Origin of the sequence: Roseburia intestinalis L1-82 (assembly GCF_900537995.1) — a bacterium.
Lineage (GTDB): Bacteria > Bacillota > Clostridia > Lachnospirales > Lachnospiraceae > Roseburia > Roseburia intestinalis.
Genome location: NZ_LR027880.1, coordinates 2,690,426 through 2,706,886, shown reverse-complemented (window position 1 = coordinate 2,706,886; position 16,461 = coordinate 2,690,426). Strand labels below are relative to the sequence as shown.

The 16,461-nt window shown below is 44.4% G+C and carries 19 protein-coding genes and 1 pseudogene; all 20 read left to right on the top strand.

Annotation, left to right across the window (positions count from 1 at the left end; translation table 11 throughout):
* Window positions 1-33: 33 nt before the first annotated feature.
* Window positions 34-387 carry a hypothetical protein gene (locus RIL182_RS12865; RefSeq protein ID WP_006859315.1) on the top strand — a complete coding sequence of 118 codons (354 nt, stop codon included), beginning with the start codon at window positions 34-36 and terminating at the stop codon, window positions 385-387.
* A gap of 163 nt (window positions 388-550) precedes the next feature.
* Entirely contained in the window at window positions 551-994 is a 444-nt protein-coding gene (locus tag RIL182_RS12855) for an RNA polymerase sigma factor (protein ID WP_006859314.1), read from the top strand.
* Window positions 987-1,187: a helix-turn-helix domain-containing protein gene (locus tag RIL182_RS12850; protein ID WP_006859313.1), complete on the top strand. Its 201-nt coding sequence runs from the start codon at window positions 987-989 to the stop codon at window positions 1,185-1,187. The genes RIL182_RS12855 and RIL182_RS12850 overlap by 8 nt, the downstream gene beginning before the upstream one ends.
* Before the next feature lie 62 nt (window positions 1,188-1,249).
* Complete coding sequence (locus RIL182_RS21305) at window positions 1,250-1,414, top strand: hypothetical protein (protein ID WP_167535107.1); 165 nt, start codon at window positions 1,250-1,252, stop codon at window positions 1,412-1,414.
* A gap of 612 nt (window positions 1,415-2,026) precedes the next feature.
* Entirely contained in the window at window positions 2,027-2,422 is a 396-nt protein-coding gene (locus RIL182_RS12840; RefSeq protein WP_009255338.1) for a plasmid mobilization protein, read from the top strand.
* Window positions 2,394-4,016, top strand: a complete 1,623-nt coding sequence (locus tag RIL182_RS12835; protein WP_044983951.1) for a relaxase/mobilization nuclease domain-containing protein — start codon at window positions 2,394-2,396, stop codon at window positions 4,014-4,016. The genes RIL182_RS12840 and RIL182_RS12835 overlap by 29 nt, the downstream gene beginning before the upstream one ends.
* 188 nt (window positions 4,017-4,204) lie before the next feature.
* The gene (locus RIL182_RS21730) at window positions 4,205-4,411 is read left to right on the top strand and encodes a hypothetical protein (RefSeq protein WP_009255336.1); all 207 of its coding nucleotides are present in this window, start codon (window positions 4,205-4,207) and stop codon (window positions 4,409-4,411) included.
* Window positions 4,401-4,775 (top strand): annotated as a pseudogene (locus RIL182_RS12825) (phage replisome organizer N-terminal domain-containing protein); the annotation flags it as partial. The gene RIL182_RS21730 and the pseudogene RIL182_RS12825, both read left to right, overlap by 11 nt.
* Window positions 4,776-4,853: 78 nt before the next feature.
* A protein-coding gene (locus tag RIL182_RS12820; protein WP_085980126.1) for an IS3 family transposase occupies window positions 4,854-5,983 on the top strand; the annotation gives its coding sequence in 2 pieces (ribosomal slippage) (window positions 4,854-5,121 and window positions 5,121-5,983; 1,131 coding nt in all).
* 178 nt (window positions 5,984-6,161) lie between these two features.
* Window positions 6,162-7,160, top strand: coding sequence for a DUF5688 family protein (locus RIL182_RS12815; RefSeq protein ID WP_005603529.1), 999 nt, complete (start codon window positions 6,162-6,164; stop codon window positions 7,158-7,160).
* A 9-nt stretch (window positions 7,161-7,169) separates the two neighbouring features.
* The gene (locus RIL182_RS21985; RefSeq protein WP_005603527.1) at window positions 7,170-7,298 is read left to right on the top strand and encodes a hypothetical protein; all 129 of its coding nucleotides are present in this window, start codon (window positions 7,170-7,172) and stop codon (window positions 7,296-7,298) included.
* Entirely contained in the window at window positions 7,270-7,809 is a 540-nt protein-coding gene (locus RIL182_RS12810; protein WP_005603525.1) for a JAB domain-containing protein, read from the top strand. Before RIL182_RS21985 ends, RIL182_RS12810 begins: the two co-directional genes overlap by 29 nt.
* Window positions 7,810-7,813: 4 nt before the next feature.
* The gene (locus tag RIL182_RS12805) at window positions 7,814-8,797 is read left to right on the top strand and encodes a DUF3991 and TOPRIM domain-containing protein (RefSeq protein WP_005603523.1); all 984 of its coding nucleotides are present in this window, start codon (window positions 7,814-7,816) and stop codon (window positions 8,795-8,797) included.
* 370 nt (window positions 8,798-9,167) lie between these two features.
* A complete protein-coding gene (locus RIL182_RS12795; protein WP_044999536.1) occupies window positions 9,168-9,698 on the top strand; it encodes a multidrug transporter in 531 nt (176 codons plus the stop codon).
* 4 nt (window positions 9,699-9,702) lie between these two features.
* Window positions 9,703-10,035, top strand: coding sequence for a plasmid mobilization protein (locus RIL182_RS12790; RefSeq protein ID WP_005603517.1), 333 nt, complete (start codon window positions 9,703-9,705; stop codon window positions 10,033-10,035).
* 10 nt (window positions 10,036-10,045) lie between these two features.
* Window positions 10,046-11,470 carry a relaxase/mobilization nuclease domain-containing protein gene (locus RIL182_RS12785; RefSeq protein ID WP_005603515.1) on the top strand — a complete coding sequence of 475 codons (1,425 nt, stop codon included), beginning with the start codon at window positions 10,046-10,048 and terminating at the stop codon, window positions 11,468-11,470.
* A 30-nt stretch (window positions 11,471-11,500) separates the two neighbouring features.
* A complete protein-coding gene (locus RIL182_RS12780; protein WP_005603513.1) occupies window positions 11,501-12,694 on the top strand; it encodes a hypothetical protein in 1,194 nt (397 codons plus the stop codon).
* Between the two features lie 9 nt (window positions 12,695-12,703).
* Entirely contained in the window at window positions 12,704-13,108 is a 405-nt protein-coding gene (locus RIL182_RS12775) for a hypothetical protein (protein ID WP_005603511.1), read from the top strand.
* Entirely contained in the window at window positions 13,108-14,226 is a 1,119-nt protein-coding gene (locus RIL182_RS12770) for a PcfB family protein (RefSeq protein ID WP_005603509.1), read from the top strand. Before RIL182_RS12775 ends, RIL182_RS12770 begins: the two co-directional genes overlap by 1 nt.
* Window positions 14,227-14,232: 6 nt before the next feature.
* Window positions 14,233-16,413 carry a VirD4-like conjugal transfer protein, CD1115 family gene (locus tag RIL182_RS12765; protein WP_006859093.1) on the top strand — a complete coding sequence of 727 codons (2,181 nt, stop codon included), beginning with the start codon at window positions 14,233-14,235 and terminating at the stop codon, window positions 16,411-16,413.
* Window positions 16,414-16,461: the final 48 nt, after the last annotated feature.

Genomic DNA, 16,461 nt, shown 5'->3' with positions numbered 1-16,461 from the left:
GTACAAAAAAATTAAATTTTTTTTGGTCTAGGGTTGACACGAGCAGGGCAGGTCATACCCGAAGTAGAAAAGATTGTTGAACTAAGCAAAGTATTCGATGTTACCGTGGATTATCTGTTAAAACCATCAGAGATAGATGAATTATCGGTTAAAACAGAAATTCTGGAACAACAACAGAAACAGATGTTAGTTAGGGAACAGAAACGCACTCAAATTTCCAAAAATATTATGTATTCGATTGGAATTTATTTGATTTTTTTTGCGGTCTATTTCATTGGGCATTTCTATTTTGAAATATGGAATGCTTCTGTAATTCTTGCGGAATTACTCATTGCAACCGCGATTGTAGTTTTTGTTTGGGTAAGGAGTTTTTCCGACAAATCTTAAAGAGATAGAATTTGTAGCAAACCCAGCCGAGCCAGTCAACGGTAAAATGAACGGGCTTCGCCCGCCGTTGACAGCCCCGACTGTCCTTGCTGGTGGGTAATCAAGGGGCGACAGCAAAAAGTGCTGCCGCCCTTTCCCATAATCGAAGAAAGGGGGATTTTCCATGACTGAATACGAAGCCTATCAAGAACATATCCGCTATACCCATGATACCTATTGCCGGATTGTTATTCGTCATGCGTCCTTTGACGCTGCCCGTATGCTGGCGGCGAGGTGGAAACGGGAAATCTCCCTTGAATACTTGACCGAAGAAAAGTTTGTCCCACTAAGCACCACAGACGAGTATTTTCAAGTGCCGGACTATGGCGAAACTTATCCGTTCTCTGTCCGGGGGCAGACGATACTTTTAGATAGCTGCTCTCTTGCGGCGGCTCTTGCCAGGCTGCCGGAACAGACACAGGAGGAAATCTTTTTGTACTACTTGCAGCACTTGACGCAGAAAGAAATCGGAGAACAAAGCGGCTGGACACGCAGCACAATCGGGCGGCATATACGGCTTGCCTTGAAGCGGCTGAAAGAGGAAATGGAGGTGCTGTCCCATGAGTAACCGACTTCTCCCCTATGACACTATCATAAAGGCACATGAGGGCGACCCCATAGCGATACAAGCCGTCCTTGACCGATACGCTGGATATATCCGCTACTTCTCTAAGATGAACGGCTATTATAACTCTGATATGGAGGACTACATCACAACAAAACTAATTGAAAGCCTGTTCAAGTTCCGGCTTGACCGTTGAATTTGGATTGACGATATGATAAAATCATTTTAGCAAATTTGAAGTTGTGGAGGAAAAGCATTATGAAAAAAATTATGTTTGGTAACAGTTTAATGCTCTTAGGTATTGCAATAATGATTCTTGCAGGTTTAGAGCTGATATACATTGGTATTATGTGGGCGTCTTTTCTTTTAATACCTGTAGGATTTATTATGGCTGTTATAGGGTTTTTTAGCAAAGACAGTTAAATTCCAGTTTGTCACACTGAACCACCATAAAAACTGAATATCCCATCGCCCATCACAGCGGCACACGAAGCAGTAAATCCGAAAAAGATTTGCTGCTTTTTTTGCGCCCATTTTTGGCAAATTTCCAAATGTTCCGTATTAGACAGTGAAGCCAAAAAAGATTGCCGTTTTTTTCAGACAGCGGGCAAAACACAGCTTCCAAAACGCCTTATTGTCGGGAAAGACTACGCCGCCGGAAAAGTTCTTGCCGGAAAGTCCGTCATTTTTGCTTTTTGCGGTGTTGTAGGGAGTAAGGGGAGAACGCCACCCGCAGCCTTTTATAAAAAAGCTGGTTGCGATTTTCTGAAAAAGTGGCAGTAGGAAGTGAACGGCAGTCCGGCAGTTTCTTAGAGCAAGATTCTACCGCAGTACCAAATTTCGCTTATCGCTCATTTTGTCCTTGCGGGAATCTTGTTGGGGAGTGCCTTCCCCAAACCCTGCTTATGCGGCTTACGCCGCTTGAAAAATTCCCGCAAATTCTTTTCGGATTATTTCAAAAACAGTTCCGCTACACACCCCGTTTTTCTCCTATTAGTGAGAGGACACCACGCACAGAAAGGAGGTCAACCACCTATGAAACGATATAACATGCCCCACCGCAGCAGGGTAGTCAAGACCCGGCTGACCGATGAAGAATACGCCGACTTTACCGCCCGGCTTGCCCCTTATGGTATGAGCCAGTCCGAATTTATCCGGCAAGCCATTACACGGGCAACCATACGCCCCATTGTTACCGTTTCCCCGGTCAATGATGAATTGCTTGCCGCTGTCGGGAAGCTGACCGCCGAATACGGCAGGATCGGCGGCAACCTCAATCAGATTGCCCGGTATCTGAACGAATACGGCGTACCGTATAACGCCCTGTCCGGCGAAGTCCGAGCCGCCATTTCCGACCTTGCAGCCTTGAAGTTTGAAGTCTTGCAGAAAGTGGGTGAAGCTGTTGGCAACATTCAAACATATCAGCTCTAAAAATGCCGACTACGGAGCAGCGGAAGCCTACCTCACTTTTGAGCATGACGAGTTTACCATGAAACCCACCCTTGATGAAAACGGGCGGCTTGTTCCCCGTGAGGGCTACCGCCTTGCCACGCTGAACTGCGGCGAAGAAGATTTTGCTGTTGCCTGTCTGCGCTCCAATCTCCGCTATGGCAAGAACCAAAAACGGGAAGATGTGAAATCCCACCACTATATCATCAGCTTTGACCCACGGGACGGAACGGACAACGGTCTGACCGTTGATAAGGCGCAGTCGCTGGGCGAGGAATTTTGCAACGAGCATTTCCCCGGACACCAAGCCATTGTCTGCACCCACCCGGACGGGCACAATCACTCTGGCAACATTCATGTGCATATCGTCATAAACAGCTTGCGGATTGAAGCCGTCCCGCTTCTGCCCTACATGGACAGACCAGCGGACACGAAGGACGGCTGCAAGCACCGCTGCACAGACGCAGCTATGGAATATTTCAAGTCCGAAGTCATGGAGATGTGCCACCGGGAAAATCTGTATCAGATTGACCTTTTGCATGGCAGCAAGAACCGAGTGACCGAGCGTGAATACTGGGCGCAGAAGAAAGGGCAGCTTGCCCTTGATAAAGAGAACGCCGCCAGAGAAGCCACCGGACAGCCGACCAAGCCCACCAAGTTTGAAACGGACAAGGCGAAGCTGCGCCGGACGATACGGCAGGCACTTTCCCAAGCTGGCAGCTTTGACGAGTTTGCTTCCCTGCTTTTGCGGGAGGGCGTAACTGTCAAGGAGAGCCGGGGGCGGCTTTCCTACCTCACGCCGGACAGGACAAAGCCTATCACAGCCCGGAAGCTGGGGGACGATTTTGACAAGGCTGCTGTCCTTGCCCTGCTCACGCAGAACGCCCACAGAGCCGCCGAACAGACCACAGCCATACCCGAATACCCCCACACCCAAAAGGAACGCTTGCGAGAGGAAAAAACCGCAAAAACCGCCCCGGCAGACAACACCTTGCAGCGCATGGTTGACCGGGAAGCCAAGCGAGCTGAGGGCAAGGGCGTGGGCTATGACCGTTGGGCTTCCCTGCACAACCTCAAACAGATGGCGGCTACCCACAACTTCCTCATGGAGAACGAACTGCTTGACCTTGACAAGCTGGACGCAGCCGTGGAGAGCAGCCGGAAAGCTCTTTCCGAAGCAAGGGAAAGTCTGCGGGGCATTGAGCAGAGCATTTCCGACAAGAAAAGTCTGCGAAAGGTTGTCAACGATTACCGCCGCACCCGCCCCACCATTGACGCTCATAAAAAGCTGTCCGGCAGAAAAGCGGAGAACTACCGCCAGTCCCACGAAGCGGAATTTATCATCTATGAAGCTGCCCTGCGCCAGCTAAAGGTGCTTGCACCGGGAAAGAAGCTGCCCGCCACTTCCAAGCTGAATACGGAGATTGAAGCCCTCATTTCCGAGAAAAACGCAGCTTACAACACCTACCGCACCGCAAAAGCCGAGTATGAGCAGCTTGCCACCGCCAAACGGAACGCAGAGCAGATACTACACGGCACACCGAGCCGACAGAAAAAGCATGAACAGGAGCGTTAAAAACCGCCCCGAAATGATACCGAAACCATACAAAAGGCAGGGGGGTATGCCATACCCTATCCGCAATACCCCTGACCTTTCCAACGGGGCTTACAGGGCAGATTTTTCCCGAAAATGGCACCGGGAACATACAGATTTTGCCCCTGTCCCCTCATACCCGACCAAACCGAAGAAAGGAGCGTTTTTTCATGCCGAGAATGAGCAAGAAGCGGCGGCTGGAATGGGCGTTCTTCCTCAATGAGCGAAACCGCATTACTTTCAATGCCCTTTGCCGGGGCTGTACCCATGACTGCAAGCAGAGTTTTAGGGCTATCGTGGTACTCTGCCCCCGGTATTATTCAAAGAGATGGAAAGCCCGCCCCACAGATAAGGAGAACCAAGATTATGTCAGATAACCGCAAATATTATTACCTCAAACTGAAAGAAAGCTATTTTGACGATGACGCTATCGTGCTGCTGGAAAGTATGCAGGACGGTATGCTGTATTCCAATATCCTCTTGAAGCTGTACTTAAAATCGCTGAAATACGGCGGCACTTTGCAGCTTGACGAAAATATCCCCTACACCGCCCAAATGATAGCCACCATTACCCGCCAGCAGGTCGGCACAGTCGAGAGGGCTTTGCAAATCTTTATGAAACTGGGGCTTGTTGAACCGCTGGACAACGGGGCTTTGTATATGAGCAATATCGAGCTTTTCATCGGTCAGTCCTCTACCGAGGGGGAGCGTAAGCGCAGGGCAAGAATGAAGATTTCAGAGCATGGATAGGTTACAATTAACTGGACAGATTTTTTAAGGTCATATAATCTATAATAAATACACGAAGGAGCACTCTTTATGACCGAACAAAAACAACGACGAAAACCTCGCAAATATACAGACGAATTTAAACAGCAACTGGTGGAACTATATCGTTCCGGCAAACGCAGATGTGATATCTGCCGTGAATATGACATTGCTACGTCCCTGTTTGACAAGTGGGTAAAGCAGGCATCCAATTCCGGTTCTTTCCATGAAAAAGATAACCGGACTCCGGAGCAGGAAGAACTGATCCGGCTTCGGAAAGAAAACCAGCAGTTAAGAATGGAAAATGATATTTTAAAACAAGCGGCGCTGATCTTAGGACGAAAGTAAATGTGATCAAAGCAAATGCCCACAAATACTCTGTATCAGCAATGTGCCGCGTCCTACAGGTAAACAGAAGCACCTATTATTATGAAGCAGCAAAAAAAGATGAATCAGAACTCACTGCAGACATTCAGGAAATTTTTAGAAAAAGCCGGAACCATTATGGTACACGAAAGATCAAGAAAGAACTGGCTGATTGCGGGAAACAGGTATCAAGACGCAGGATTGGACGGATTATGAAACAGGAAGGTCTGGTATCAAGCTATACTACAGCACAGTTTAAACCGCAAAAAGACAGATGTAATGAATCAAAAGTAGAGAATGTGTTGAACCGACAATTTCAAAACCAGCCATACCGCAATGTAGTGGTAAGTGATTTGACCTACGTAAGGGTAGGAAACCGCTGGAATTATATTTGTGTACTGATTGATCTTTTTAACAGGGAGATTATTGGATACAGTGCAGGAGAACATAAAACAGCAGAACTTGTAAAACAGGCATTTATGAAAGTAGACGGAAATCTGTCGGAAATCCATATTTTCCACACAGACCGTGGAAATGAATTTAAAAACGAGACAATTGAAGAACTGTTAGAAACGTTCCATATGGAACGCTCCCTGAGCCATAAGGGATGTCCTTATGACAATGCAGTGGCAGAAGCTACGTTCAAGATTATAAAAACAGAATTTGTATGGAATGAAACATTCCATACGCAGGAAGAACTGAAGATAAAACTATGGGATTATGTAAACTGGTATAATCATCACCGCATACATTCTTCCTTAGGGTATCAAACGCCTGTACAATATCGGAAAAATAACCTAAAAAAATTTGTCTGAAAAAGTGTTGACAATCCAAATTGTTATAATCAAGGAGGTTAAAATGCACAGAATACGGGATTGTCCGGAATGAGCTGACGGGTATATCAAAGAGAAAATAAAAACGATCAACCTTGCGGGGGAATGTAAGCCAATGACTTATGTTCCCCCGCTTTTTTTATTTGGAGGATAAGCAGATATGATGAATTATGAGATTTTTAAGGAAGTAGTAAAAGAAAAGTTTATGGACTATATGCCCGACAGTTTTAAAGGTATGGAGCTTATAGTTAGACCTGCGGAAAAGGTAAATATGACATATGATGCTATCAATATTAGAGGGGAAGATACTACTATTTCTCCTACTATTTATATCAACGATATGTATGAGAAATATCAGAGCTGTGGTGATCTGGAGGAAACACTGATGGCGGCATGTGACCTTATGGCAATGGAGTTTGCAAAGACACCGCAAGTTGTTGATGTTGACAGCTTATACAAAGATGCAGATGAAAAGGTAGTATTCCAGCTTATCAATACGGAACAGAACAAGTCATTTCTGGAGCAGGTGCCACATAGAGAATTTCAGGATCTTTCCATTATCTATAAACTTGTGGTAAATGCGGATACTGAAAGTATTCAGAGTATAAAGGTTACGAACAGCCTTGCGGAAAGACTTGGAATGAATGAGGAGCAGCTTTTTAAATATGCGGCTGAGAACACAAGAAGAATCTTACCGCCAAGAATAAGAAATATGAATGATGTTATGAAAGAGATGTTTTTAAGTGACGGGATGCCGGAGGAGATAGCAGAGATGATGATCAGGGAAGTTCCACCGGAGCAGACTCTGTGGATAATCTCCAATAACAGGGGAATTGACGGTGCAGTATCAATGCTTTATGAGAATGAGCTTCACGAACTGGCAGAAAACCTTGAAAGTGATCTGTATATCCTGCCTTCAAGTGTGCACGAAGTTCTTGCGGTGTCTACTGAGCTGACCGAACCGGAGGAGCTTGCACAGATGGTGGCAGAGGTGAATATGCAGAAGGTGGCATTGGAAGAACGACTTTCCAATCAGGTGTATCACTATGATAAAGATTTAAGGAAACTCACACTTGCAACGGATACACCGAACAAGAGACTGGACGGTATCGTGGCAGAGCCGCAGCTTGTATATGACGCAAAGGAAAAGGCGAGATAGGAGGCAGTTATGGAGCAGGAACTTACCGTAGAAGAACTGATTGCTCTTGTAAACAGCCAGAAAGGTGACTTTATTATCCGTATTGAGTTTGGAGAGGAGGCGGATTCCTGTGACAGAGAAGAACGACTTCAAACTTGATGTTGTATCCATAAGGCTTGTAAAGGAGGCTCCGATTTATTCGGAGCAGTCCTTTAACAAGCCGGAAGAAGTAGCTGCCGTAATGGGAGAATGTATGTGCCAGTTCGACAGGGAAGTGGTGTGTGTTGTAAATCTCAGCTCCGACCTAAAGCCTATTAATGTGCATTTTGCAAGTGTGGGTTCGTTGAATGAAGCAATGGCACACCCAAGAGAATTATTTAAGTCAAGTATTTTAAGTAATGCTGCCAGTATGATGTTGATCCACTGCCACCCGTCGGGAAATATATTTCCCAGCAAGGCAGACACGATGATGACGGACCGTATGAATAAGCTGTGTGAGCTTATTGGAATCCCTCTTTTGGATCATATCATCGTGGGAGGGGATAACCGTGCCTTCTTCAGTTTCAAGGAAAAGGGAATGATTGATAATCCAAGAATTACACTCAGTACGGATTACAGGAACCTTGATATTAAGTCACCGCTTGTGGCAGAGCAGGGAAAGGCAAGGTGAGAGTATGGAAGGAAGATTTACAGAGGAGGAACTTGCCATAGCAAAGAGCGTAGATCTTTGTGCCGTTGCAGAAAGTCTCGGTTATACCGTAAAGAGGATTGGAAAATATCACACCTTAAAGGAAATGGACTCAATCCGTATCTATGACCGCAGTCATTGGTACAGATGGTCAAGGCAGTTTGATAAGGGAAATAATGGCGGCTCACAGATAGATTTCCTCCGTGTATTTGGCGGAATGAGTGTAAAAGAGGCTGTATTCTGGCTCTTGGATTTTGCCGGATACCGGAGAATTGAAAGCACGGGAAAGCAGCCGCTTGTTCATCAGGTCACAAAGAAACAGCCACAGGAAAGAAAGCCTTTTGTGCTTCCGCAGCCAGCAGGGGATAATTCCTACCTGATATCCTATCTTAACAATGAGCGTGGAATCAGTAAGGCAGTGATAGAACTGTTTTTAAAGGAAAATCTCATATATGAGAGCAGGCATTATCACAATATTGTCTTTAAAGGAAATGACAAGAATGGAGTAACCAGATTTGCAAGTATGCGTGGTGTATTTGATAAACAGGGAAAACCATTCAAGTGTGATGTGGAGGGGAATGATAAGAACTATGGATTTAATGTGGTGAATGTAAACAGTACAGAGCTTGTTGTATTCGAGGCAGCAATCGACCTTATGAGCTATGTGGATATATTTGCCGACCATGAATCAAATAAGCTGGCTCTTGGAATGCTTGCAGATGCCCCGCTTGCAACTTTTCTCAGGGAACACCCACAGATTTCTTTTATCCGTTTCTGCCTTGATGGGGATTCACCGGGCAGGAAAGCAGCCGCAGAACTTATGGGAAAATACTATGGACTGGGCTATGAGGTTGAGGACTGTCCGCCACCAGCAGGCTATAAGGATTACAATGAATGGCTTGTTGCAACAAAACTTAATCTTGCAGATCAGAAAAAGGAGCAGATGACCATAGCCGGACAGTGCCATTAAAAAGTGGTGGTAAAAAGCAGTGGTTTTTACGGAAGATGGTGGAACAAAGCGGTGGTTTTTTCAAAAAGTGATAGAACAAAGTACCACCACTTTCCGATGCTGTTTTTTCCTATGAATATAAATTATAAAAAGTGGTGGCATAAAGCGGTGGTTTTTACCGGAAATGGTGGAACAAAGCGGTGGTTTTATTCAAAAGTGGTGGAACAAAGTGCCACCACTCTATATTTGGCAGGGGTATTAGGGGAATGTTCCCCTAACTAGATGGCATTAGGACAGAGATGTCTCTAATGCGTATCTAGCAGTCGCCGGGGACTTACCGGTGACTGGAGCCATAGTGAATATCTACGAAACACGGATAAGGAGGTGCAAGGTGGCAGAGAACAGGGAAATAACACTTTTTTCAGAACCAGAGGAACTGATTGCCTGGGCAGAAGTATATGATAAGCAAATCAACCCTTCGATAGAAGATGCTGCACTTCTTCTTAATTATATGGAAGGACATGATTATGCAATCGGAATGGATGCAGAGGGGAAGATGTACAGACGGGATATGGCAGAGGAAAACGGTGAGATAGAGCCATTTCCGATAGATGATGTGATTGATAAGGTGTGTGAGTGGAATTATGATCTGATACTTCACGCAGAGGCAAAGAAAGATGATCCGAAAGATTTTCAGGAATATTGCGAATTTCAGAAAAAGTATGACAGTTTAAAGGCAGATGAGAGGGTGTTAGACCGATTATTTGATAAAACCAGTCATGCAAAGGAGATTGATGCTGTTGCAACGGCACTGGTGGAAGCGTTTATCAGTAATCTGGAGGGCAAGGGTGATTTGGAAAAGGCGGCAGCCACGATAGCACAAGGAATAAAGGATTACAGTACAGATAAGAGGGGAAGGTGAGCGTATGGCAGATAAAATCCACTGTATCAGGAAAACGCTCCGTCTTATGCCGCAGGAGGCAGAAATGCTTGCAAAAAAGGCAGGGGAGAGCGGAATGTGTGAAGCAGATTATTTAAGACTGCTCATCAGCCAGAAACCGAATGATTACCCGGAAGTCAGGGAACTCTTAAAAGAGCTTATCAATGAAGTGAACCGTATTGGAATCAATATCAATCAGATCGTATTCAATAACAATGCAGGACTTTATTCCAAAGAGGATAAAACACAGCTTGTTGCCTATATGCGTAAACTGAACAAGAAAGTAAATGAGGCGGTGGTGCAGATTGGCAATCAGTAAAATCCTTAATATGAAAGATTGTGGCGGGCATTTTCACGGAAAACATTTAAAGCGGGCACTTGATTATGTGATGAACCCGGACAAAACACAGGATGGCAGACTGGTGGGTGCAATAAACTGTCAGGTCGATACCGCATTTGAGCAGATGAAGGAAACCAAGCGTAATTTTGGAAAAATTGATAAGCGTCAGGGGTATCATATCATACTTTCCTTTAAGGAAAATGAGGTAAATCCGGATACGGCATTTGAAATTACACAGAAATTTGTGGAGGAATATCTTGGTAAGTCATACGAAGCGGTGTTTGTGGTACACGATAATACAGCCCATGTTCATTCCCATATCGTATTTAACAGCGTGAGTTTTGTGGACGGTAAAAAGTACCGTTACGAAAAAGGGGACTGGGCAAAGTATATCCAGCCTATCACGAACAGGCTGTGTCAGGAATATGGACTCTCCATTATTGATGTGGATGATGAGAAAAAGGAGAGGCAGCACGAAAGCTATAAGGAATGGAGTGAGTACAGGGAGGGTAATTTTGTATGGTCCGATATGATAAAAAGAGACTTGGATGCCTGTATTTTGCAGGCGAAGGACTATGAGGAATTTCTCGAACTGCTGTCTGAAAAGGGATATCAGATAAAGCAGGGAAAACATCTGGCAATCAAGCCACAGGGTATGACAAGGTTCAGAAGGTGCAAATCTCTTGGGGATATGTATTGTGAGGAAGCAATCCGGGACAGGATTGTAAAAGAGGATATTGCGTTTTATAAGAGTAAACAGGATATACCGAAAGTTTCCATTGTAAAGTGCAGAGTTAAAAGATACCGCAGGGCAGGCTTGTCAGGACTTCAGAAAAAGCATTATGCGAAGCTGTACCGGGTGGGAAAACTCAAAAAAAGACCATACAGTCAGGTATGGAAGTACAGGGAGGATATCCGTAAAATGCACAAGCTGCAGGAACAGTATTTGTTCCTTGCAAGGCATAATATCCATTCAGCAGAAGAACTTGTGGGGACGATAGCTTCTCTTACGGATAAGAAAAAAGAGACTTCGGCAGAAAAGAGCCGGATTTATAAAGCAAGGGAAAGGAGCATGGAACTTTTTACTGCGGCTGATGAGATGGAAAACTTAAAGCCAGCAGAGCAGTCATACAGGCTTGGAGATATCTTCTTTGAAGATGAGCATAGGAAGTGGGTGGCACTGGAGCAGGAATTACAGGCACAGGGATATTCGCTTGAGGAAGTGCAGGCTTTAAGAAGACATTACAAAGAGGAGTATTCAGAAGTGTGTGCGAGAGAAAAGGTTGTATGCAGGGAACTGAATACGGGTAAGGCAATATTAAACAGCATGATTCCAGACAGTATTTCAGATGGAAGAAAGACCGAATACAACAGAGAGATTATAAGAGACAGAAAAGAGCAGCCAGTAAGATAGGCTGTTTTTTTACGCAGTTAGGAGGAGCATATGGAACAAAATCTGAATGACAAGCCGTTAAGCAATATGCAGATTGCCAGATATATTGAGTCATTGAGAAAAGAAATGAATTTCGATGATGAGGTGTACGGGCTTGTAAAAAGTGATCTTGAGGATGGACTTACGCAGGAGCAGACGGAAAAGTATTTGGATAAGAATTTTAACATCGGACAGATGAGAGTGTTATCGGAAGGTCTGCATAAGGGGATTCCGGAGGAACTTTTTAATATCCTTCACAATAATAAGCTCTCCGGCAATCAGATGAAGGTATCACTGGAATTTTATGAAAAGGGAGTTCCGGTTGAAACCATACAGGAAGCTGTGGCAAGGGGAGAGAAGCCCGTTGTGATGAGAAGATTATATGAAGAAGTTCTGGCACAGCTTTCAAAGGCTGCGGAGCAGTATACGCAGGACTCAGAGTATGTGAAAGAACTGATTGCACAGATGGAAATGGTAGTGGAGAAAATCAACTATCAGGAGGAAAGATACGATGCCCTTAATAAAAAATTATCCGATGTTGAAGTATTAAAGGAAGATAAGGAAGTCACGGAAAGGCTTGTAAAGGAAAATGAGGACAAGGATGGAATTATCAGCCATCAGCAGGATGAACTTAATAAGGCAAGCAGCACGATTGCAAGATTAAGAGATAGCATTGAGCATAAGGACAAGGAGATGGAGCGTATGAGAGACAGGATAGAATCTCTTGAGGATAAGATTATGAGTGCGGCATCTGATGATCAGAAGGTTGCGGAAAAAGAGGAAAAGGCTGGACCGTCAGAGGTTTTGGCAGCTACTGATAATAAGGAAACAGTGAAAACACTTGCAGATTCACAGGCAGTGCCACCTATGTACAATGGAATACCCGTGTATTATCAGATACCTGTTACGGACTCTGCCGGGCGTGTAATCCAGCATCTTCCAGTTGAGCGTACAGAAAGAAAATCAAATGGTGGTATTGCGGCACTTTTTGCCAGACTTTCATTTAAAAAGAAGTCAAGAGCCGACATTGTAAAGCTGGTTGCAAGCGGTGATCTTGTGCCTGCACAGCTTGTCCAGATAAAAAGTGCCATAGAAAAGGGACTGACAGAAGGGCAGCTTGTGGAACTTATCAATAATAATGTCTCAGCAGAAAAGATGAAAGAGATTATTGAGATTGCCGTGCTTGAAAACAGTATGGCAGGTTAGGAGGTACTTATGAATTTAGCAGTAGTCAATGAGGCGGTAACAGGGATGAACGGTGTAGAACACGAGTTCACGGAAGAAGAAAAAAACTTTGTGGTGCAGTTTGCTTTCCGAAGCGGCAGTAAGGAAGATACGATTTCCCTGATCGAAGCTCTGGCACATTCCACGGATAAGGTACAGTCCGAGGAGATTATGGTCACATACAGGTCAAAGTACGATATAAAGCCTGCGTGGGTGGAACAGGTCGAAAACCTGCTTGTGGCACTTGAGATGTACCGGATAGAGGAGGAAAAAGCAATCAGTCATCTGTCTGATATTTTAACAGCATATGGTATTGATGTTTCAGCAGAGGAAATCCGCAGTACAAAGGCGGAAGAAATAAGGACAACAATAAGAGAGAAAGCGGAGGTGCGATAATGGCAGAGGAAATTCAGGAAGCGGTACAGATTATCCGTGTCGCATATGACGGGATAGAGATTGCTATGAAAGTAGGCAGTGGCGGTATTGCCGCCATGCAGAAGGCAATCGACTTTTTAAAGGGGATGCTTGATTATGAAAAGTCGTTGGGAAAAACATCTATGAGAAAGCTGCTCTTAAAGGGCGGGGATTTGCAGGTATTGCAGTTTAAAACGGAAGATATGAGAAAGGTTGAGAGAATGGCAAAGAAATACGGAATCCTGTATTCGGTTCTTCCAGACTGTAACAAGACAGACGGTATGAGTGAGGTCATCTTTCATACAGAGGCAGTTCCCCGTGTGAATATGATGATACAGAAGCTGAAATTTGGCAGGATTGCCACCTTTGATGACTATCTGAAGAATGGAGATGAAAAGTCCCTCGGCAAGCTGATGGATTTTTTGAGAAAACAGCAGGGAAACGAGAAAAGCCACACGGTAGAAGGGGATAAGGTAAATTCTGCCATAGACGGACTCATTGAAAAAGTGGGAATGTTTGCTATGGAAAAACAGGCTATCAGTGTGGAGCAGGTCAAGGAGAATTTCAGCATCAATGGGGAGCAGGCAGAAAATGTAATAAAACAGCTTGAGACAATCGGGGTGCTTGGCGGCAGGAGTGAGGATGGTACACACAAGGTAATGATGGATAAGGAGGCTTTCACTAACCGGATCAGAGGGTATCAGAGCCTTGCGGACAGAATGAGGGCAATATCTGCCTCAAAAAATACGAACCTGTCAGATGTTACGATCAGTAAGAAACTTATTGCAGAAGAAAACGACCATGCAGTAAAGACCAGAGTTCCGGGAACATGGGGAAAAGATGTCAGATATGTGTGGCTGCATAAGGAGAACGTTATGGATATCCATAATGGAAAGACAATGCTCACATTCCTTGATACCAGCAAGGATTACAAACTCTATGATGAGCAGAACCGTGTGGTAACTACGAAAAAGGGAGACGAACTTTATACGCATTATGATAAGGTAGAATCATCTGTCAGGGAGCGATATGAAAAGGTTCAGAAAGAACAGAAAAAGACCACAAAGAAGAAAACGGTTACTACCAGAAAAGAGAGGTAGGAGCCTATGCAGACAACGAAGAAAAAACCGTCACTGATATTTATTTTAGTGGGTGCAGTGTTATCCGGGTATCTTGGTTATCTGATAAATGGTGCATGGACAGAAGGGATTGCCTTTAATGACTTTATGAACAGGTTCAATGAAGTGTGTGCAGTTCCTTTTGCCAATTATTACAATTCAAATACAGTAAACGCAGTAGCCATTGCATTATGTATCTATGCAATGGCTATTATTATGTATTACACCAGCCAGAGAAACTATATGCCCGGCAAAGAATATGGTACAGCAAGATTTGAAAATCCGAAGCAGGTCAATAAGATACTGGCGGATAAAGATGAGAATTTCAACCGGATACTCAGTCAGAATGTGAAGATGTCGCTGGATTTCCGAAGGCTGAAGCTCAACGGAAATATACTTATCTGCGGCGGTTCCGGAGCAGGAAAGACATTTTATGAAGTAAAACCGAATCTTATGCAGATGCCGCATAACTGTTCTTTTATCTGCACCGATCCAAAGGGAGAGATATTAAGAAGCTGTGGGCAGATGTTAAAGGATAACGGGTACAATGTAAAAGTTATCAATCTTTTGGAGATGGATAAATCAGACTGTTACAATCCATTTTCCTATATCAGAGAGGAAACTGATGTGGTGAAGCTGATTACCAATCTTATCAGTAATACCACACCAAAAGGCTCAACACCGAGTGATCCGTTCTGGGAGAAAGCGGAAGGCTTGTTTTTACAGGCAATTTTCTATTATGTGTGGCTGGAGGTGCAGCCTGCAAAGCGAAACTTTGAGACAGTTTTGAAGCTGCTTGGAGAAGCAGAGGTCAAGGAACCGGGAAAGGCTTCAAAGCTGGATGTCCGTATGAAGTTTTTAGAGGAGAGTTCGCCGCTTGGAGCAAACCATCCGGCAGTCAAACAGTATAACAAATGTATGAGGGGTGCCGGAGATACTGTCCGTTCCATTATCATCAGTGCAAACTCAAGACTTGCATTTCTTGAAAATAAGCAGGTTTTACGCCTGCTCTCCAAAGATGAACTGAACCTGTCTGATATCGGCATTGGAGTCAATGGAGATGGGGAGACAAAGACAGCACTGTTCTGTGTAATCCCGGATAGTGATAAATCCTATAACTTTATTATCGGTATGCTGTACACACAGATATTTCAGGAATTGTACTATCAGGCAGACTTTAACTGCGGTGGCAGACTGCCAATTCACGTCACCTTTATGTTAGACGAATTTGCGAATGTCGCATTGCCTGATGACTTCTGTTCGTTGTTATCGACAATGCGAAGCCGGGAGATTTCAAGTATTATCATCATTCAGAATTTCGCCCAGCTAAAGGCACTTTTCAAAGATACTTGGGAAACAATCCCCGGCAACTGCGATACCTTCATATATCTTGGAGGCAATGAGCAGAGTACACACAAGTATGTCTCGGAGCTTTTGGGTAAAGGCACGATTGATAAAAAATCAAGCGGAGAGACAAAGGGCAGACAGGGAAGCTCATCAAGGAATTATGATGTTTTAGGCAGGGAACTGTTTACACCCGATGAGGTCAGAAAGCTGGATAATAAGAAATGTATTATTTTTATCCGTGGTTTTGATCCGATAATGGACAATAAGTATATTCCATTCCGACACCCGATGTTTAATCAGACAGCGGACGGAAAGGGAAAAGCCTATGTCCATAAGACACAGGGAGCTGATCGTATCATTGGACCGCCATTTGAGATTTTGTCGGAAAAAGCCATTAAGCATTATGAAAAAATGAAGGATAAGGGCGAAAATGTGTATATTGATACACTGACCTATGAGCAGTTTATGCTGCTTGGGGATAAGGAATTAAGCAGGAGATTTTCAATGCAGGATGAGGCAGAGCAGAAGGCGAAAATCGACAGGGAGCAGGCAAATGAGTTTGAATATGCCGATGAGTCGCAGAAAGCGGAGAACTCCGACAGTACCAATGGAGGAGAGAAGCCTGTAAGAAATCCTGAAAGGGAGAAGCCGAAGTGGGAGGATACAATCACAAACCGAATGATGCACTGGTCATATACAGCGGAGCAGAAGGAGGAAGTGAAGAAAGCACTTGCGGCAGGTGTTCCAAAAGCAACGATACTTACTTATTTTTATCCGGAAGTGACGGTGGAGAAGATGAGTTCGTACCGGAAGGAGCAGTAAAGGTGTCGCATAGGCACAGGAGCTGTGGTATAATGTGCCTATGCGAAA

What these genes read in the sequence shown, in the direction of transcription:
- RIL182_RS12855 (WP_006859314.1), top strand. Translation starts at nt 551, where the DNA reads ATGACTGAATACGAAGCCTATCAAGAACATATCCGCTATACCCATGAT.
- RIL182_RS12850 (WP_006859313.1), top strand. Translation starts at nt 987, where the DNA reads ATGAGTAACCGACTTCTCCCCTATGACACTATCATAAAGGCACATGAG.
- RIL182_RS21305 (WP_167535107.1), top strand. Translation starts at nt 1,250, where the DNA reads ATGAAAAAAATTATGTTTGGTAACAGTTTAATGCTCTTAGGTATTGCA.
- RIL182_RS12840 (WP_009255338.1), top strand. Translation starts at nt 2,027, where the DNA reads ATGAAACGATATAACATGCCCCACCGCAGCAGGGTAGTCAAGACCCGG.
- RIL182_RS21730 (WP_009255336.1), top strand. Translation starts at nt 4,205, where the DNA reads ATGCCGAGAATGAGCAAGAAGCGGCGGCTGGAATGGGCGTTCTTCCTC.
- RIL182_RS12815 (WP_005603529.1), top strand. Translation starts at nt 6,162, where the DNA reads ATGATGAATTATGAGATTTTTAAGGAAGTAGTAAAAGAAAAGTTTATG.
- RIL182_RS21985 (WP_005603527.1), top strand. Translation starts at nt 7,170, where the DNA reads ATGGAGCAGGAACTTACCGTAGAAGAACTGATTGCTCTTGTAAACAGC.
- RIL182_RS12805 (WP_005603523.1), top strand. Translation starts at nt 7,814, where the DNA reads ATGGAAGGAAGATTTACAGAGGAGGAACTTGCCATAGCAAAGAGCGTA.
- RIL182_RS12790 (WP_005603517.1), top strand. Translation starts at nt 9,703, where the DNA reads ATGGCAGATAAAATCCACTGTATCAGGAAAACGCTCCGTCTTATGCCG.
- RIL182_RS12785 (WP_005603515.1), top strand. Translation starts at nt 10,046, where the DNA reads ATGAAAGATTGTGGCGGGCATTTTCACGGAAAACATTTAAAGCGGGCA.
- RIL182_RS12780 (WP_005603513.1), top strand. Translation starts at nt 11,501, where the DNA reads ATGGAACAAAATCTGAATGACAAGCCGTTAAGCAATATGCAGATTGCC.
- RIL182_RS12775 (WP_005603511.1), top strand. Translation starts at nt 12,704, where the DNA reads ATGAATTTAGCAGTAGTCAATGAGGCGGTAACAGGGATGAACGGTGTA.
- RIL182_RS12770 (WP_005603509.1), top strand. Translation starts at nt 13,108, where the DNA reads ATGGCAGAGGAAATTCAGGAAGCGGTACAGATTATCCGTGTCGCATAT.
- RIL182_RS12765 (WP_006859093.1), top strand. Translation starts at nt 14,233, where the DNA reads ATGCAGACAACGAAGAAAAAACCGTCACTGATATTTATTTTAGTGGGT.